The following is an 18,064-nucleotide window of genomic DNA, read 5'->3' on the forward strand; positions in this document are numbered from 1 at the left end:
CCTCGTCGCCCGTGGAGGCGGCGGCCGACCCCCCGTCGTGGGTGGTCGCGTCGGGGCGGTCGTACCGGGCCACGCCCGATCTCGCGTCGCCGGGCACCAGCACCACCGAGAAGTACGGCGTGTCCTGAGGCGCCACCTCGGCCACCGGCCGTACGCACTCCACCTCGGTGGACGCCCGCTCGACGTACCAGGACCCGTCGAGCCGGCCGGCCTGCTCCAGCGCGGAGCGGACCTTGCCGAACGTACGGCCCAGCTTCATGATCACAGCGCCGTCGGTGTCCGCGAGCCGGCGGGCGAGTTCGGGCTCGGGCAGCGTGCCGGGCAGCACGGTCAGCGTGTCCGTCTGGCGTACGAGCGGCAGCGCCGTCGTGGCGGTGGCCGCCGCGAACGCGGGCACGCCGGGCACCACATGGGTGGTGAACTCCTCGGCGAGCCGGTCGTGCAGGTACATGAACGAGCCGTAGAACATCGGGTCGCCCTCCGCGAGGACGACGACGTCCCGGCCGGCCGCCAGATGGGCGCGCAGCCGCGTCGCGCACTCGGCGTAGAAGTCGGCCATCGCGCCGGCGTAGCCGCCCGGGTGGTCGGTCGACTGCGTCGTGACCGGGTAGACCAGCTCCTCCTCGACGACGCCCGGCGGCAGCAGACCGGCCGCGATGCGCCGGGCGTTGGACCGCTTGCCGACCCCCGCGTGGTAGGCGACGACGTCGGCGGCGCCGATGAGCCGGGCTGCCTTCAGGGTGACCAGCTCGGGGTCTCCGGGCCCGACGCCCACGCCGTACAGCTCGCCGGTCACTCCGCCTCCCTGGCCAGGGCGTTCAGCGCGGACGCGGCCATCGCCGAGCCACCACGGCGGCCCCGTACGGCGAGGTACGGGATGTCCAGGCCGGGCTGGTCCGTCGCGAGGTCGATCAGCGCCTGCTTGGACTCGGCGGCCCCGATGAAGCCGACCGGCACCCCGATGACGGCGGCCGGGCGGGGCGCGCCGTCCCGCAGCAGCTCCAGCAGGTGGAACAGGGCGGTGGGGGCGTTGCCGATCGCGACGACCGACCCCGCCAGGTGATCGGTCCACAGCGAGACCGCGGCGGCCGACCGGGTGGTGCCCCAGGCCCTCGCCAGCTCGGGGACCCGCTCGTCGCGCAGGTGGCAGCGGACCTCGTTGTCGCGCGGGAGGCGGGAGCGGGTGACGCCGGAGGCCACCATGTGCGCGTCGGTGAGGATCGGGGCCCCCGCCTCCAGGGCCGCGCGGGCGGCGCCGACCAGCTCCGGGTGGACTGCCAGGTCGGCGGCGAGGTCGGGCTGTCCGCAGGCGTGGACCATCCGCACCGCCACCTTCTCCGCGCTCGCCGGCACCGTGGACAGCGGTGCCTCGGCGCGGATGGTGGCGAACGAGTCGGCGTAGATCGCGGCGCCGTCGGTGGCGTACGCGTACCGGCGGGCGGGCGGCGCGAGGCTCATGTGTTCTCCAGGTCGGGGACAACGACGGTGCGCCACGGTGTCACGACCAACTCGCGTGGCGACCGGGCACTCAGCTCGTCCAGCAGACGGGCGTCGAGACGGCCGTCGGGCACCGCGAGGTGCAGCGCCGTACGACCGTCCCGCTGCGTGATCCTGCCAAGGGGCGGTTGCCCGGCACCGACCCGGGTCCCGGCACCGACCCGGGTGCCGGCATGTCGTGGCGCCGGCGGGTCCAGCAACGCCGCGCCCTCGCCGGCCAGTTCGTCGACATGCCAGGGCGAGCGGGCGGTGGCGCCGGCCCGTTCGACGAACGCCGTCGCGAGTGTGACCAGCCTCACCGCCGCCTCCTCGAGCGGCACCACCGGCCCCCAGGCGTCCCGGCCGGCACGCGGCTGGGCGTACGCCCCGTCCAGCGCGACGAGTCCCAGGTCCAGGTCCCGCTCCAGGAGGTCGCCCCGGCCGTCGTCCAGCACGAAGAGGAACCGGCCGGCCAGCGCGGCGAGTCGGGGCTCCGCACAGAGCAGCCCGTCGAGGCGCCGGACGACCGGCCGCAGGTCCGCACGTCCGCCGGCCCGCCCGGTCAGCGGCGAGGCCATGATGTTGCGCACCCGCTCGTGGCTGGTGGAGGGCAGCAGCCCGGTGGCCAGGACGGCGCGTACGACGTTCCCGGGCAACCCGTCCTCCACCTGGGGGAGTCCGCGCAGCTGCACGTTGGCCCGGCTGGTGAGATGGACCACGCCGTCGCCGTGCCGCTCCGCGATCCGCAGCAGCGCCGCCAGTGCCTCCGGCGCCACCGTGCCGCCGGGAAGACGCAGCCGTACCAGCGCCCCGTCGGCCGCTGACCAGGGGCGCAGCAGACCGGGGCACAGGTCACGGCGGGTTCGCTCAGGCATCGCGCCATCATGCCAGTGCCGTCCCGGCGCCCTGCCGCCGCTTCCGACAACGGTGCTACGGTGCCGGTGCCAGTCAAACTCAGCATGAGCCAGGGAACCCGGTGCGATTCCGGGACTGACGCGCAGCGGTGAGGGTGACGGGCGGAGCACGAAGCCACTGGGTCCAGAGGCCCGGGAAGGCGCCCCGTCCGGTTGATTCCGAGTCCGAAGACCTGCTGGCCGCAGACCCCGTCTGCGTCAACTGCCCGCCACAGGCTTCGCGTACGAGCCTCCGGACGAAAGAGCGTCATGGCGTCTGCTCGGTTGCTGTCCGTCACCGTCCCGGTGGCGGTGGTCTTGCTGCTGTCCTCCTGCGCGGGTGCCCCCGACGCGGATTCCGGTGCCGCCGACGAGGCCGCCTCGTCGGCGGACTACCCGGTGAGGGTGGCCAGCTGTGGCGTCACGTCCACGCTCGACGGCCCGCCGAAGCGCGCGGTGACGATGAACCAGGGCGCCACCGAGGTGGCGTTGGCGCTGGGCGTCGAGAACCAGCTCGCCGGCACGGCCTACCTCGACGATTCGGTGCCGAAACGCTGGCGGGACGCCTACGAGTCGGTGCCGGTGCTCGCCGAGGAGTATCCGGACCACGAGACCGTCCTGGAGGCGAGACCGGACCTCGTCTACGCCTCGTACGTCTCGGCCTTCGACGACGAGGCGGCCGGCGACCGCGGGACCCTGCACGAGTACGGCGCCGGCACGTACGTCTCGCCGTACGGCTGCGGCGACGGCGCGGCTCCGAAGGAGGTCACCTTCGACGTCGTCTGGCGGGAGATCCGGGAGGTCGCCGAGGTCTTCGGGGTGCCGGAGCGGGCCCGGAAGATTCGCGAGCGGCAGCGGGAGCGACTGGCCCAGCTGCGTAAGGAGCGGGCCGGCGAGGGCCTGGAGGCTTTCTGGTTCGACTCCGGGACCAAGACCGCGTTCGCGGGCGCCGGCGAGGGCGGTCCGCAGCTCGTGCTGGACGCGGTCGGCGCCACGAACGTCTTCGCGGATGTCGAGGGCGGCTGGGCCGACGTGAGTTGGGAGGACGTGGTGGCCGCGGACCCGGACGTCATCGTGTTGGCGGACGCCGAGTGGTCCACGGCCGAGGACAAGATCGAGCGGCTGAAGAGCGACGAGGCGCTGTCGAAGCTGCGGGCGGTGCGCGAGGAACGGTTCGTCACCGTCGCGTACTCGGAATCCACTCCCGGAGTGCGTCTCGTCGACGGCGCGAGGTCCGTGGCCGAGCAGCTCGGCGCGCTCGACCTGCCGCGGTGACGGCCGAGTTGGAGACCCGGCCGGCTCGCGGGTCAGCGCCCCTGGCGCGCACGCCGGGACGGATGCGGGGACGTATGCGGGCGGGCTGGGCGCCGTACCCGCTGCTGGCGCTCGCACTGGCCGCGGCGATGCTGCTCGCGCTGGGCGTGGGGTCGGTACGGATCGACCCGACCGTCGTCGCGGAGGTGGTGGCGCGCCGGTTCGGAGCGGGCCTGGACGTCTCGGTCTTCGACGACCGGATCGTGTGGCAGTTGCGCATGCCGCGGGTGCTGGGCGCCGCCGCCACCGGGGCGGGGCTGGCCCTCTGCGGTGCGGTGTTGCAGTCCCTGACCCGCAACGACCTGGCCGAGCCGTACCTGTTGGGCATATCCGGGGGCGCGGCCGTCGGCGCGGTGAGCGTCCTGGTGCTGGGCGTCTCGGTGGCGGGCGTGGGCGCCGTCGGGGTCGGTGCCGGCGCGTTCGCCGGCGCGTTGGGGGCGCTCGTCCTCGTGTTGGGGCTGGCGGCCGGACGCACCGGCGCGCTGCCGCCCGCCCGGGTCGTGCTTGCCGGGGCCGCGGTGGGACAGATCTGCGCGGCCTACACCTCGTTCATCGTCATCATGAGCGGCGACCACGACGCCGCCCGCCGCGTCCTGAACTGGACCCTCGGCTCGCTCGCCGGGGTGCGCTGGACGGGCGCGGTCACGCTCCTGGCGATCGTCGCCGTGGCCTTCGTGCTGATCATGGCGTACACCTCGGCCCTGGACGCCTTCGCCTTCGGTGAGTCCGCCGCCGGTTCCCTCGGCGTGAACGTACGGGCGACGCGCTGGACCCTGCTACTGGTCACCGCGCTGGTCACCGCCGGGCTGGTGTCGTTCACCGGCGCCATCGGGTTCGTCGGCCTCGTCGTGCCCCACCTGGTGCGTCTGGTGTGCGGCCCGACGCATCGGCGGCTGCTCCCCCTCAGCGCGCTCGCCGGCGCGTTCTTGCTGGTGGTCGCCGACACCCTCGCCCGTTCCCTGGTGGACGGGCAGGAGATCCCGATCGGCGTCCTCACGGCGGTCGTCGGCGCGCCGGTCTTCGCCTGGCTGCTGCGCCGCGAGGGGAGGTCGACATGAGGGTCGGCGCACAGGACGTGACCTGGATACGCGGTGGACAGACCGTCCTCGACAGCGTCACCGCCGAGATGCCCGAGGGTGCGGTCACCGGCCTCATCGGGCCCAACGGGTCGGGGAAGACGAGTCTGTTGCTGTTGCTGGCCGGGCTGCACCGGCCCGCCCACGGCCGGGTGCTGCTCGGCGAACGCGAGGTCGCCACCCTCCCCGCCCGGGAACGCGCCCGACTGGTGGCCCTGTTGGAGCAGCAGGCCGCCACCTCGCTGCCGCTCACCGCGCGTCAGGTGGTCGAGCTGGGCCGGATTCCGTACCGGGGCCGCTGGCCCGGAGCGGCCGATCCGGCGGCGTCCGTGGTGGACGAGGCGATGGCCGCGGCGCATGTCCAGGAACTGGCCGAGCGCGGCTGGAACACCCTCTCCGGTGGCGAGCGCCAACGAGTCCAGCTCGCGCGCTCGCTCGCCCAGCAGCCGTCCGTGCTCCTGCTGGACGAGCCCACGAACCATCTCGACCTGGGCCACCAGCTGGACCTGCTGCGTACGGTACGGCGGCTCGGCGTGACCACCGTCGCCGCGCTGCACGACCTGGATCTGGCGGCGGCGTACTGTGACCGGCTCGTCGTCCTCGACGAGGGCCGGGTCGCCGCCAGCGGACCCGTCGAGGAGGTGCTCGACAGCGGGCTCGTGGCCCGGGTCTACGGCGTGACCGCCGAGGTGGAGCGGCACCGGAGCGCCGGCCGGGTCACGGTGGTGTGGCACCGGTGAACGTATCCGCGTACGCGCGAACCCGCCGCCGTCGTGCCGTGCCCGGGCTCCCGCGAGGCAGCCCCGCGCCCGGGCTCCCGCGAGGCAGCCCCGTGTGACCCAACCCGCGCGAGGCGGTCTCCCGCGCGCGAACCAGTCCCCGTGTCACCGAAGGAGAGCGAGCATGCCCCGTATCGCCCTGATGTCCACCTCGGACACCGACCTGCTGTCCGCCCGCGCCAGCGGCGCGGACTACGCCTACGCCAACCCCGTCCGGCTCGCCGACGAGGCGCGCGACGCGCTGAGCGCCGAGGCCGACCTCGTGGTGCTGCGGGTCCTCGGCTCGCCCGAGGACGTCCGGGACCTGGTCGACCGGGTGCGCGCGGCGGGCCGCCCGCTGGTGGTGCTCGGTGGCGAACGCACCCCGAACGCGGCGCTGATGGAGTGTTCCACCGTCCCCATCGGGGTCTGCGCGCAGGCCCATGTCTACCTCGCCGAGGGCGGGCCGGAGAACCTCCGCCAACTGCACGCCTTCCTCTCCGACACCGTGCTGCTCACCGGCGAGGGCTTCGACTCCCCCGCCACGCTGCCCGAGTGGGGCGTCACCCGACAGCACCCGGCACCCGACCCCGGCTCCCCGGAGCTGCCCCGGGTGGGTGTCCTCTACTACCGTGCGCACGAGGTCAGTGGCAACAACGCCTTCGCGCACGCCCTCGCCGACGCCGTGGACGCGACCGGCAGGGCCGTGGGCGTCCCCCTCTACGTCTCCTCGCTGCGCTCCGCGCCCGACGCGCTGTACGAGGAACTCGCCACCCTGGACGCCCTCGTCGTCACGGTGCTCGCCGCCGGTGGAGCCCAACCCGCCACCGCCAGCGCCGGCGGCGACGACGAGGCGTGGGACGTCGAACGGCTCCGTGCCCTGGACATCCCCGTGCTACAGGCCCTCACTCTCACCTCCAGCCGCGCGGAGTGGGAACGCTCCGAGGACGGCGTCACCCCGCTCGACTCCGCCACCCAGATCGCCATCCCCGAGTTCGACGGCCGGCTCATCACCGCGCCGTTCTCCTTCAAGGAGATCGACGCCGACGGCCTGCCGCGTTACGAGACGGACCCCGAGCGCTGCGCCAGGGTCGCGGGCATCGCCGCCAACCACGCCCGGCTGCGCCGGGTGCCGCCCGCCGAGCGCCGGATCGCGCTCGTACTGTCGGCGTACCCGACCAAGCACAGTCGGGTCGGCAACGCCGTCGGCCTCGACACCCCCGTCTCGGCGATCCGCCTCCTGCGCGCGATGCGGGACGCCGGCTACGACCTCGGCGAGCCCGGCGAGCTACCGGGCCTCGGCCCGGTGTCCCCGGTGGACGGCGAGGACCCGGACACCACGGCGGGCAACGCCCTCATCCACGCGCTCATCGAGGCCGGCGGCCAGGACGAGGAGTGGCTGACCCAGGCCCAACTCGACGAGTCACATGTACGGATCACCCGCGAGGACTACCTGCGCTGGACGGCCGACCTGCCCGCCGAGCTGCGCGAGGCCATGACCGAGACCTGGGGCGAGGCGCCCGGCTCGCTGTTCGTCGACGACGCGGGCGAGATCGTGCTGGCCAGCCTGCGAGCGGGGAACGTCGTCGTGCTCATCCAGCCGCCGCGCGGCTTCGGCGAGAACCCGGTGGCGATCTACCACGACCCGGACATGCCGCCCTCGCACCACTACCTCGCCGCCTACCGGTGGTTGGAGCACGGCTTCGGCGCCGACGCGGTGGTACACCTCGGCAAGCACGGCTCGCTGGAGTGGCTGCCCGGCAAGAACGCCGCGCTGTCGGCCGGTTGCGCCACCGACGCGGCGCTCGGGAACCTGCCGCTGGTCTACCCGTTCCTGGTCAACGACCCCGGCGAGGGCGCCCAGGCGAAGCGTCGCGCGCACGCCACGATCATCGACCACCTGGTGCCGCCGATGGCGCGTGCCGAGGGCTACGGCGACATCGCCAAGCTGGAGCAACTCCTCGACGAGCACGCCAACATCGCCGCCATGGACCCGGCGAAGCTGCCGGCGGTCCGCGCCCAGATCTGGACCCTCCTACAGGCCGCCCACCTGCACCAGGACCTCGGCCTGGAGGAACGGCCTGACGACGAGGAGTTCGACGACTTCCTGCTGCACGTCGACGGCTGGCTGTGCGAGATCAAGGACGTCCAGATCCGGGACGGTCTGCACGTGCTGGGCCAGTCGCCGACCGGCGAGGCCCGGGTCAACCTGGTGCTCGCGGTGCTGCGCGCCGGCCAGATGTGGGGTGGCCAGCAGCGGGCGCTGCCCGGGCTGCGTACGGCGCTCGGCCTCACCGAGGACGCCTCGACCGCGCTGCACGACACCGTCGAGGCGGAGGCACGGGCGCTGGTGGAGGGCATGGAGCGGGCCGACTGGGAGGTGGCGGCGGCCGACCGGCTGCACGACGATCCGACGGTGCGTGCGGTGTTGCGGTTCGCCGCCGAGCAGGTGGTGCCCCGGCTCGCGGCGACGAGCGACGAGCTGACCAACGTGCTGCGCGCGCTGGACGGCCGCTTCATCCCGGCCGGTCCGTCCGGCTCGCCGCTGCGCGGGCTGGTCAATGTGCTGCCGACCGGCCGTAACTTCTACACCGTCGACCCGCGCGCCGTCCCGTCCGCGCTCGCCTGGGAGACCGGCGTCGCGATGGCGGACTCGCTGCTCGCCCGGCACCGCGAGGAGACCGGCGACTATCCGCGCTCGGTCGGCCTGTCCGTGTGGGGCACCTCCGCGATGCGGACCTCCGGCGACGACATCGCCGAGGCGCTCGCGCTGCTCGGCGTGCGCCCCACTTGGGACGCCGCGTCCCGCCGGGTCAACGGCCTGGAGGTGATCGAGCCGGCCGAGCTGGGCCGCCCCCGGGTCGATGTCACCGTACGCATCTCGGGCTTCTTCCGGGACGCGTTCCCGCACGTCATCGACCTGCTGGACGACGCCGTACGGATGGTCGCCGAGCTGGACGAGCCGGACGAGCACAACCACGTCCGCGCTCACGCCCGCGCCGACCTCGCCGAGCACGGCGACGCGCGACGGGCCACCACCCGGATCTTCGGCTCCAAGCCCGGCTCGTACGGCGCGGGCCTCCTGCAGGCCATCGACTCCGGCACCTGGCGCGACGACGCCGACCTCGCCGAGGTGTACACCGCCTGGGGCGGCTTCGCGTACGGCCGTGGGCTCGACGGAGCCGCGGCCAGCGAGGACATGCGCGCGAACTACCGGCGGATCGCGGTGGCGGCGAAGAACATCGACTCGCGCGAACACGACATCGCCGACTCCGACGACTACTTCCAGTACCACGGCGGCATGATCGCCACGGTGCGCGCGCTGACCGGGACCGAACCCACGGCGTACGTCGGCGACTCGACCACGCCGGACGCCGTACGCACCCGTACCCTCCAGGAGGAGACCAGCAGGGTCTTCCGCTCCCGCGTCGTCAACCCGCGCTGGCTCGCCGCCATGCGGCGACACGGCTACAAGGGCGCGTTCGAGCTGGCCGCCACGGTCGACTACCTCTTCGGTTTCGACGCGACCGCCGGTGTCGTGCACGACTGGATGTACGAGTCGCTGGCCCGGGAGTACGTCCAGGACGCGACCAACCAGGAGTTCCTGCGCCGGGCCAACCCCTGGGCACTGCGCGGCATCGTCGAGCGGCTGAACGAGGCGGCCGAGCGCGGCCTGTGGGCCGAGCCGGACCCCGAGCTGCTGGCCGAGATGGCGGCCGTCTACCTCGAACTCGAGGGGGACCTGGAGGACGACCGGTGACCCGGCGCCTCGCACTCGTCGGACTGGGCCCCGGCGACCCGGAGTTGGTGACCGCGCAGGCGGCCCGGGTGCTGCGCGAGGTCGACTACTTCCTGGTGGCCGACAAGACCGAGCGGCATCCGGGCACCGCCGACCTCCTCGCGATGCGCGCGGAGATCTGCGCTCGCCACGTCCCGGACGGCTGGCGGGTCGTACGGGTCGCCGACCCGGAGCGGGACCGCGACGCCCCCGCCGACTACGGCGCGGCGGTACGCGACTGGCACGAGGCCCGGGCGGTGGCCTTCGAGCGGGCGCTGCTGGCGAACGAGGGTGACGCGGCGATCCTCGTATGGGGCGATCCGACGCTCTACGACTCGGCGATCCGGCTGGCCGACCGGCTGGTGGAGCGCGGAGCCGTCGACCTGCGGGTGGAGGTGGTGCCGGGGCTGAGCAGCGTCCAACTGCTGGCCGCCCGGCATGGGCTGGTGCTCAACACCGTCGGCGGCCCGGTCACCCTCACGACCGGCCGTCGGCTGCTGACCGACGCCGGGGCGACCAACGTGGCCCAGGGCGACAACCTCGTCGTACTCCTGGACGGGGCGCTCGCCTGCCGTGAGCTGCCCGACCCGGACGCCTGGCAGCTGTGGTGGGGCGCCAACCTCGGCAGCGCGGACGAGAAGCTGGTCGCCGGCCGGCTGAGCGAGGTGATCGACCGGGTCCAGCGGGAGCGCGAAGAGGCACGCCGGGCGCGTGGCTGGGTGATGGACACGTATCTGCTGCGGCGGTCGTGAGCACCGTCGCGGTCCCGACGAGTCCGACGACAGGGGCGCGGGGCTCCCGGGGAGAGTCCGACCGACTCCCCAGGACGGCCCGCGACGCCCCGGAGAGGAGCAATCGTGGCAACACGCGCGCGTACGCAACCGCCGCACCGCCCGGCAGTGGAGCACCGTCCGGCAGCGGAGCACCGCCCGGAGCCGGGCAGGCGAGGCGTACTGGCCGCGGGCGGCGGCCTCGCGCTGGCCGCGTCCGGCCTGCTCGCCGGCTGCGGCGACGGGACGGGTGGTGGAGGTGGCGACCGCTTCCGCGCGGCTTTCACGGTCGGCGGCTCGCAGGAGACCCTGGACCCGCACGTGGCGCCGAACTTCGTCGACCAGGTGCGGGCCAAGGCGTTGTACGACACGCTCGGCGGCTACGCCGACGACATGTCCGTGCGGAAGCGCCTCGCGGAGTCCTGGGAGAGCGACGCCTCGGGTACCCGGTGGCGCGTACGGCTACGTGCGGCCGAGTTCCACGACGGGAAGCCGGTCACCGCGAAGGACGTCCTCTACAGCTACCGCCGTGCCGCTGACCCGGACATCGGGTCGCCCTCGCAGGAACTGCTGTCGGCGATCGACTTCACCGCCAGCGCGGCGGAGGGGAGGCGTTCGCTCACCTTCGTGCTCAAGGCCCCGAACTTCGAGTTCCCGACCGCCTTCGCCGGACCCGGTACCGAGATCCTCCCGGAGGGGACGAGGGACTTCCGGGAGCCCGTCGGCTCCGGCCCGTTCACGTATGTGTCGTTCGAGCCCGGCGGCCCCGCCCGCTTCCGGCGCTGGGCGGACCACTGGGACGGTGCTCCGCGCATCCAGGAGCTGGAGATCGTCCCCGCGAACGAGGAGTCGGCGCGGCTCAACGCGCTGCTGTCCGGCCAGGTCCACTACGCCGCCGACCTGGCCGGAGCCTCCGCGGACCGGTTGAGACAGGAGGGCTCGAAGGAGCTGCTGACGGTGAAGCGGGCCACCGCTCAGCAGCTACTGCTGCGCACCGGCCGAAAGCCGTTCGACGACCCTCGGCTGGTGCGGGCGGTGCAGCTGGGCATCGACCGGGAGGCGTTGGTCCGGGTCGCGCTGGCCGGACACGGCGAGGTGGGCGACGACCTGTTCGGCATGGGCCTGCGCGGCTACCCGGACGACCTGAAGCCACGCGAACGGGACGTCGACGAGGCGCGGAGACTCGTCCGGGAGGCGGGTGCGGACGGCCTGGAGATCACCGTGGAGACCAGCTCCGTGGACGCCGCGTGGGAGCCGGCCGCCGAGCTGATGGCACGGCAGCTCAAGGAGGTCGGACTACGGCTGAAGTCCCACGTCCGTGCCTCGAGCACGTACTTCAGCGAGATCAGGACGGAGGGCGTCGCCGCCTTCAACACCACCTCCACACTGCCCGTTTCGGACTTCCTCCAGCAGCGGGTGCGGGGTGGCGCGGCCCGGAACCAGACGCAGTACTCCTCGAAGAAGTTCGACGAACTGCTGGACCGCGCCCGCCGCACGCGTGCCGAGGAGGACCGGCTGGCCCTGCTCGCCCGCGCCCAGCGGATCGCACGCGACGAGTCCGGCCTGCTGGTGTGGGCGTTCTCGGACGCCAACGACGGCATCGCCGCCGAGGTGCGGGGGCTGCGCGCCGCGCCGCCGAACTCGCACGACTGGGCGCGGTTCGACCGGGTCCGTCTCGGCTGAGATGCGCGGCTACGTCCTGCGGCGGTCGCTGCTGGCGGTACTCCAGTGCCTGATGGTGCTGGTCGCGGTGTTCGCGCTCGGCTCCCTGCTGCCCGGCGACACCGCCGACGTGCTGCGCGGCGAGCACGGTACGCCTGCGCAGGTAGCGGCGCTGCGTACCCAACTGGGGCTGGACGAGCCGGCCTGGGCCCGCTTCTGGCACTGGCTCGGCGGCCTGTGCGCCGGGGACCTGGGGAACTCCCTGATGACCGGGACGCCGGTGGCCGAGGACCTCGGCCGCCGCATCGGCGTGACGGCGCTGCTGGGCGTGCCCGCGCTGGTGCTGGTCACGGCGCTGGCGCCGCTGCTGGGCACGGTCTCGGGGCTGCGGGAGGGCAGCCGCCTCGACCGGGCGCTGAACTCCGCGGCCGTACTCCTGCACGCCGTACCGGAGTTCGTGCTCGGGCTGCTGCTGGTCGCCGCCGTGTCGCTGGCGGCCGGGCTGCTGCCGGCCACCGCCGTGGGCATGGACACGGCCGCGCTACTGGCACAGCCGGCCGTGCTGGTGCTGCCGGTCAGCGTGTTGACCGCCCGGCATCTGTGCGACCTGACGCGCCAGGTCCGAGTCGGCGTGGCGGCCGGGCGGCACGGAACCGTCGCCACGCATCTGCGGCTGCTGGGGATGCGGGAGCGGACGGTCGTACTGCGCCATGTACTGCCGGGCGCCCTGGGACCCGCGGTGCAGCAGTACGCCCGGTGCGTGGAGGGCATGCTGGGCGGCGCCGTACTGGTGGAGGCGGTGTTCGGCCTCCGCGGGCTGGGCAGCGGCTTCGTAGAGGCGGTGCAGAACCGGGATCTTCCCCAGGTGCAGGCGTACGCGCTCCTGTTCGCCGGCGTCACCGTCGCGGTGAATCTGGCCGCCGACCTGGCCGCGTACCGGCTGGCACCGCGCCGGGAGGTGACGGCGTGACCGTACGGTGGCGGACCGGGGCCGCCGGCGGCGAGCGGGGACGGCGGCCTTCGTGGACCGCCCTGGCGCTGTTCGGCGTGCCGGTGCTGGCCGCCGTGCTGGGGCCGTGGTGGGGGCCGAGCGGGCCGTGGACGGAGGGCGCGTTGCCGTCCCAGCCGCCCGGCGCGGAGCACCCGCTCGGTACGGACGTCCTGGGGCGCGACATGCTGTGGCTCGTGCTGCACGGCGGCGCCTCCGTGCTGGGCGGCGTGTTGGGCGCGCTGCTGATCGGTATGGCCGGCGGAGTGCCGCTGGGGCTGCTGGCCGCGGGTCCGCGGCGCGGCCTCGACGAGGCGGTGATGCGCGCGTTGGACCTGCTGCTCGCCCTTCCCGGACTGCTGGTGCTGATGGTCCTGGCCGTGTCGGGACACCGCGACTGGTACTGGCTGGTGACGGCCGCCGGGTCGCTTCAGGTACCGGCGATCGCGCGCGTCGTACGCGGTGCCGTGCTGGCCCCGGGCACCAGGACGGTCGTCGAGGCGCTCCGGATGCAGGGGCACGGCTGGGCGTACATCCATCTGCGCTATCTGCCACGCGAGTTGGCCGCGCCACTGGCCACCGACACGGGCAGCCGATTCGCCGTGGTGCTGTACCTGCTGGCATCAGCCAACTTCCTGGGGTTGGGCCTGCCGGCCGCTTCTCCGGACTGGGCCGTGCTGATCGAGCGCAACAGCGACGCGTTGTTCACCCAGCCGGCCGCGGTGCTGGTGCCCGCCGGGCTGCTGACGGCGCTGTGCGTCGGCGGCAACCTGCTGGTGGACCACGTGCTCGCACGACAACGGAGCACCCGATGACCGCCGCCCGAACGCCGTTGGACACGCCGCCGCTGGCGATCCAAGACCTGTCCGCACACGCCGAGGGGACGGAGCGGCCGCTACTCGAGGGGATCGAACTGGCCGTGCCCGCCGGCTCCGTCACCGCCGTCATCGGGCCCTCGGGCAGCGGCAAGACCACGCTCGGCCTGGCGGCGCTCGGCGCCTCCCGGCACGGCGTACGGCTGACCGGACAGGCCGTGCTCGCCGGCACGGACCTGCTGCTTCTGGAACCGGCACGGCGTCCCGCGGCCCGGGCGGGGCGCGCGGCACAACTGCCCCAGCATCCGGCGACGGTGCTGGACCCGGTCCGCCGGGTCGGCGGCGTGCTGACCGAACTGGCCGCTCTCGGGCACGCCGACCGGGCCGGGCGGAAGGAGGCCGTTCGCCGCGCTCTCGCCGCCGCCGGCCTGGACCCGGACGCGATACGGCGCCGCTTCCCGCACCAGCTCTCCGGCGGGCAGCAGCAGCGTCTGGCCTTGGCCTGCGCCCTCGTCACCGGCGCCCGGCTGCTGGTGCTGGACGAGCCCACGAGCGGCCTGGACCCGGCGCTCGCGCACGCCCTCGGTCGTACGGTGCGAACGCTCGCGGACGGTGGCGCGGGCGTACTGCTGCTCAGCCATGACCTGCCGCTCGTACGGGACACGGCCGATCGGGTCACCGTCCTGGAGCACGGCCGGGCGGTGGACGCCGGTCCGACGGCGACCGTCCTCGGCGGGGGCGGCGCCGACCCCGACCCAGGGGCCCGCGCGCCGCACGCTCGACGGTCCACCGTCGAGCCCTCGGCCGACCGGCATCCGGCCACCCGGGAGCTACTCGCCGCCGAGCGGCGTACCAGGGCGGGCCAGGCGGTAACCCCGGGCACGGCGGGCAACGACGGCACGACCTCCGCTCCGGAGGGCCCCCGCGGGGTCGTCGCCCGGGGAATCGTCGTACGCCGACGGGCCGGTGACCCACTCGCGGGTCCGGTGTCGATGGCGTTCCCGCCCGGCAGCAGGACCGCGCTGCTCGGCCCGTCAGGCTCGGGCAAGACCACGTTCGCCCGGGTGCTGGCCGGGCTGACCACCCCGTCCCAGGGCGACGTACGGATGGACGGCGGCCCGCTGCCGCGCCGTGTCGACCGACGTACGGCCGCACAACGCCGTGCGGTCCAGTACGTGCACCAGACCAGCGCCGACTCCTTCGCGGAACGCCGCCCGCTGCGTGAGCAACTCGCGGACACCGCACGGCTGCTGCGGGGACTACGGGCGGAGGAGGCGGCAGCCGAGGCGAAGGACCTAGCCGGTGTGCTGGGCCTCGACGAGGCGCTGCTGCTTCGCACCCCCGACCGGCTCTCCGGCGGGCAGCTCCAACGCTGCGCGCTGGTCCGGGCACTGACGGCGCGCCCGGCACTGCTGGTGTGCGACGAGGTGACCTCGGCGCTGGACACCGTGTCCCGGGAACGACTCATCGAGGCGCTGCCCCGGATGCTGGTCCCCGACCGGACGGCACTCCTGATCATCAGTCACGACGCGCCGGTCGTACGGGCGTTGGCGGCAGAGGCCGCATGGTTCGACGGGGGCCGGTGCGTACGCCGAGGGCCCGTGGACGAGCTGCCGCCCATCGTGTGGTCCGGGGAGCCGGAGCCCGGGCCCGGTGGTGCCGATCGCCCCGCACGCGGCGGATGAACGTCCACGGGAGGCGGCTCACGATTGACGGGTCACCGTGGCATGCTGTGTTGCCGCTGAGCACCGGCCGTGCCGGCGCGCGCTTTCCCCCCACCTCCCCACATCCGCGGAGGTCGACCCATGGGCGCTGTCGCGAACTTCCGAGGTGTCACGGAAGCAGAGCTGGCCCGGTCCCGGCGGGACGCGTCATACGCCACGCGGCTGCTGCTGGAGGTCCCCGAGGGCGACGAGATCCCCCCGACCTCGGGTCTCAGCCTGCGGCGGCGCGCGTTCTTCGTCGAGGGGTTCTCCTTCCTGGAGTGGGAGGACCTGCTCTTCGACGCTCCGGTGGAGGTGTTCATGATCGACCGCTCCGTCGACCTGGACTGGAGCTACGGTGCGGACGCCGACGGTCCGGACGCCGACGGTCCGGACGGCGAGGCCGGCAGCCAGGCCATGGTCCTGGAACCCGAGCACCTCGCCGAGTTGGCCGACTGGTTGCGCGCCGTACGGTTCGAGGACGTCTGCGAGGGGCCGGACGAACCGGGCTGGGCGCTCGAGGAGGAGTTCGAGGAGTTCCGCGCGTTCGTGCTCGCGGTCGCTGAGCGGGGCGAGAGCGTCCTCTTCCACTTCGGGTAGGTGTGTCTAGCTGGCCGTGTCCCGGTGGGTCCCGTCCTGGTCGGTCCCGTCCCGGTGGGTCTTGTCCTGGTCGGCCTCGTCCCCCTCGGGCCGGCTCTCGATCTCCCGCAGCGTGACCTGGAGGTGGTGTTCCATCGCCGCGACCGCGTGCGCGGGATCACCGGTCAGCACGGCGTCGAGCAGCACCTCGTGCTCGGTGGCCGAACCGGCGGGATCAGCGCCGCTGGCGAGGTACCGCCGGTGGCTCTCCTCTCGGCTCTCGGCCAGTGAGCGCTCCAGGGCGTCAAGTATCTGGGTCAGGCTGGCGTTGCCCGCCGCCGCCACCAGCGCCTGGTGGAAGGCGAAGTCCGTGCGCAGCCGGTTGCGCATGTCGAGCGGGTCGGCGCGCTGTTCGGCGATCGCCTCGCGGGCCCGGGCGACGTACGGCCGGGTCTGCGGCTCCTCCGGGCCGGCGATCCGCTGCGCGGCGAGCCGGGCGCCGTGCACCTCGAGGGCCTTGCGGATCTCGGTGAACTCCATCAGGGCGCGCTTGTCGCGCAGGACGGCGAACGCGACGAACTTCTCCACCGGCAGGGCGTTCGGTGAGGCGACGACGGCGGGCTTGCCCTGGCGGCGCTGCACCAGACCGCGTGCCTCGAGGGTCTTCATCGCCTCTCGGAGCACCACCCGGCTCACCCCGAACCGGGTCGCCAGCTCGCCCTCCGGGGGCAGTTGATCACCTGGGGTGACGTCCGGGCCGACGCACAGCTCCTCGATGAACTCCACGACCTGGCTGGTCAGTGAGCGCGGCCGGGCGCGCATCGCCTCCCGCTCCGCCGGCTGTCGTGCGGACGCTCCCTCCCGCGTGCCTCCCAATGCGTTCGCCTCTCCGTCGAATCGGCCTTCGCACGTGATCCTAAGGGGCCCGGGCGGCGCGGATACGGACAGTCGCTGAACGTAGTCCTTGACCGAAACCCTTGACCGCTTAGCAGCTTATATTACAAGCTTCCCCTCGCCGGTGGTGCGTGGAATCCCACCGGTTCGCAGGCACGTCCGCGACGGAGGGCTCAGGTGAACGACACCGACCGGCAGATCTGCATGGGCGCGTGGGACGGCCCGGGCGCTGGTCCGGGTGCCGTGGCGCCGCCCATCTACCAGACGAGCCTCTTCGCCAAGCCGTCCTTCGAGGAGTTCGTACGGCAGCAGGCCGCCGAGCACGAGAACTTCGTCTACAGCCGCGGCACCAACCCGACGGTGGCCTTCCTCGAGGAACGTCTCGCCCTGCTCGAGGGCGGTGAGGCCGCGAAGTGCTTCGCCTCCGGCATGGGGGCGATCGGCGCCGTACTCGCCGGCCTGCTGCGCGGCGGCGACCACGTGCTCTTCGTCAACACCATCTACGGCCCCACCACCGAACTCGCGGCACACCTCGAGCGGTTCGGCATCCGGCACACCGTCCTCACCGAACCGACCGCCGACATCGAGGCGCACATCCGGGACGACACGGCGCTCATCTACCTCGAGAGCCCGGGCACCATGCTGATGAAGGTCCTGGACGTCCCCGCGCTGACCACCGTCGCGCGACGCCACGGCATCCGTACGGTCATGGACAACACCTGGTCCACGCCGCTCTTCCAGAAGCCGCTCGCGGCCGGCGTGGACCTCGTCGTGCACTCGCTGACCAAGTACGTCGGCGGGCACAGCGACGTCCTCGGCGGCGCGGTGATCGGCTCCCGGGACACCCTCCGCGAGGTCTTCTACCAGGGCCACCAGCTCTTCGGCGCGGTCATGTCCGCCATGGAGGCGTCCCTCGTCCTGCGCGGACTGCGGACCCTGCCGGTGCGGATGGAGGAGCACCAGCGCAACGCCCTGCGTGTCATCGACCACCTGCGCGCACAGCCCGAGGTCGTCGCCGTCCACCACCCGTACGCCGACCACGACCCCGCCGAGGAACTGATCACGGCCCAGTTCAGCGGCTTCTCCGGACTGCTCAGCTTCGAACTGCGGGACGGCACGTTCGCCCGGGTCGCCCGTTTCGTGGACGCCCTGGAGCTCTTTCGGATCGGCCCGAGCTGGGGCGGTTACGAGAGCCTCGTGACCTCGCCGCTGCGCCCCACCGACGACCCGGCCTCCGCCCTCGTCCGGATCTCCGTGGGGCTGGAGGACGTACGTAGCCAAATCGCGGATCTCGACCGGGGATTCGCCCGCCTCGCGGACCGTACGGGAGAACCCGCTGACGGCTGACCGCTGCCACA

Annotated in this window: 15 protein-coding genes and 1 riboswitch; of the genes, 11 read left to right on the forward strand and 4 right to left on the reverse strand. The window is 73.5% G+C overall.

Annotation, left to right across the window (positions count from 1 at the left end; all coding sequences use genetic code 11):
* The 3 genes from AN216_RS21145 to AN216_RS21155 all read right to left on the reverse strand — a co-directional run.
* The coding region (locus AN216_RS21145; protein WP_070198300.1) for a precorrin-2 C(20)-methyltransferase at window positions 1–796 on the reverse strand (796 nt) is incomplete at its 3' end.
* Window positions 793–1,458 (reverse strand): precorrin-8X methylmutase, encoded by a 666-nt coding sequence (locus tag AN216_RS21150; protein ID WP_070198301.1) that lies wholly within the window; start codon window positions 1,456–1,458, stop codon window positions 793–795. The genes AN216_RS21145 and AN216_RS21150, both read right to left, overlap by 4 nt.
* Complete coding sequence (locus tag AN216_RS21155) at window positions 1,455–2,351, reverse strand: sulfite reductase subunit beta (protein ID WP_070198302.1); 897 nt, start codon at window positions 2,349–2,351, stop codon at window positions 1,455–1,457. The genes AN216_RS21150 and AN216_RS21155 overlap by 4 nt, the downstream gene beginning before the upstream one ends.
* 53 nt (window positions 2,352–2,404) lie before the next feature.
* A riboswitch (cobalamin riboswitch) is annotated at window positions 2,405–2,585 on the forward strand.
* 54 nt (window positions 2,586–2,639) lie between these two features.
* Here AN216_RS21155 and AN216_RS21160 point away from each other — a divergent pair.
* The 10 genes from AN216_RS21160 to AN216_RS21205 all read left to right on the forward strand — a co-directional run bounded on the left by AN216_RS21160 (window position 2,640) and on the right by AN216_RS21205 (window position 15,833).
* Window positions 2,640–3,644, forward strand: a complete 1,005-nt coding sequence (locus AN216_RS21160) for an ABC transporter substrate-binding protein (protein WP_070198303.1) — start codon at window positions 2,640–2,642, stop codon at window positions 3,642–3,644.
* Window positions 3,645–3,706: 62 nt separating this feature from the next.
* Window positions 3,707–4,741: a FecCD family ABC transporter permease gene (locus AN216_RS21165; protein WP_244502567.1), complete on the forward strand. Its 1,035-nt coding sequence runs from the start codon at window positions 3,707–3,709 to the stop codon at window positions 4,739–4,741.
* Entirely contained in the window at window positions 4,738–5,499 is a 762-nt protein-coding gene (locus tag AN216_RS21170) for an ABC transporter ATP-binding protein (RefSeq protein ID WP_070198305.1), read from the forward strand. The genes AN216_RS21165 and AN216_RS21170 overlap by 4 nt, the downstream gene beginning before the upstream one ends.
* A gap of 163 nt (window positions 5,500–5,662) precedes the next feature.
* A complete protein-coding gene (gene cobN, locus AN216_RS21175; RefSeq protein ID WP_070198306.1) occupies window positions 5,663–9,277 on the forward strand; it encodes a cobaltochelatase subunit CobN in 3,615 nt (1,204 codons plus the stop codon).
* Window positions 9,274–10,047 carry a precorrin-6A synthase (deacetylating) gene (cobF, locus tag AN216_RS21180; protein WP_070198307.1) on the forward strand — a complete coding sequence of 258 codons (774 nt, stop codon included), beginning with the start codon at window positions 9,274–9,276 and terminating at the stop codon, window positions 10,045–10,047. Before cobN ends, cobF begins: the two co-directional genes overlap by 4 nt.
* A 105-nt stretch (window positions 10,048–10,152) precedes the next feature.
* Window positions 10,153–11,748: an ABC transporter substrate-binding protein gene (locus AN216_RS21185; protein WP_170843182.1), complete on the forward strand. Its 1,596-nt coding sequence runs from the start codon at window positions 10,153–10,155 to the stop codon at window positions 11,746–11,748.
* Window position 11,749: 1 nt separating this feature from the next.
* The gene (locus AN216_RS21190) at window positions 11,750–12,697 is read left to right on the forward strand and encodes an ABC transporter permease (protein ID WP_070198309.1); all 948 of its coding nucleotides are present in this window, start codon (window positions 11,750–11,752) and stop codon (window positions 12,695–12,697) included.
* Window positions 12,694–13,530: an ABC transporter permease gene (locus AN216_RS21195; protein WP_070198310.1), complete on the forward strand. Its 837-nt coding sequence runs from the start codon at window positions 12,694–12,696 to the stop codon at window positions 13,528–13,530. The genes AN216_RS21190 and AN216_RS21195 overlap by 4 nt, the downstream gene beginning before the upstream one ends.
* A complete protein-coding gene (locus AN216_RS21200) occupies window positions 13,527–15,215 on the forward strand; it encodes an ABC transporter ATP-binding protein (protein ID WP_070198311.1) in 1,689 nt (562 codons plus the stop codon). Before AN216_RS21195 ends, AN216_RS21200 begins: the two co-directional genes overlap by 4 nt.
* A gap of 120 nt (window positions 15,216–15,335) precedes the next feature.
* Complete coding sequence (locus tag AN216_RS21205; RefSeq protein WP_070198312.1) at window positions 15,336–15,833, forward strand: hypothetical protein; 498 nt, start codon at window positions 15,336–15,338, stop codon at window positions 15,831–15,833.
* Between the two features lie 6 nt (window positions 15,834–15,839).
* On the opposite strand, the gene AN216_RS21210 is transcribed toward AN216_RS21205, so the two are convergent.
* Window positions 15,840–16,688 (reverse strand): FadR/GntR family transcriptional regulator, encoded by an 849-nt coding sequence (locus AN216_RS21210; RefSeq protein ID WP_244502568.1) that lies wholly within the window; start codon window positions 16,686–16,688, stop codon window positions 15,840–15,842.
* A gap of 195 nt (window positions 16,689–16,883) precedes the next feature.
* Between AN216_RS21210 and AN216_RS21215 the strand changes: the two genes are divergently transcribed.
* Window positions 16,884–18,053 carry a trans-sulfuration enzyme family protein gene (locus AN216_RS21215; protein WP_170843183.1) on the forward strand — a complete coding sequence of 390 codons (1,170 nt, stop codon included), beginning with the start codon at window positions 16,884–16,886 and terminating at the stop codon, window positions 18,051–18,053.
* Window positions 18,054–18,064: the final 11 nt, after the last annotated feature.

This window comes from Streptomyces oceani (genome assembly GCF_001751245.1).
Classification (GTDB): domain Bacteria; phylum Actinomycetota; class Actinomycetes; order Streptomycetales; family Streptomycetaceae; genus Streptomyces; species Streptomyces oceani.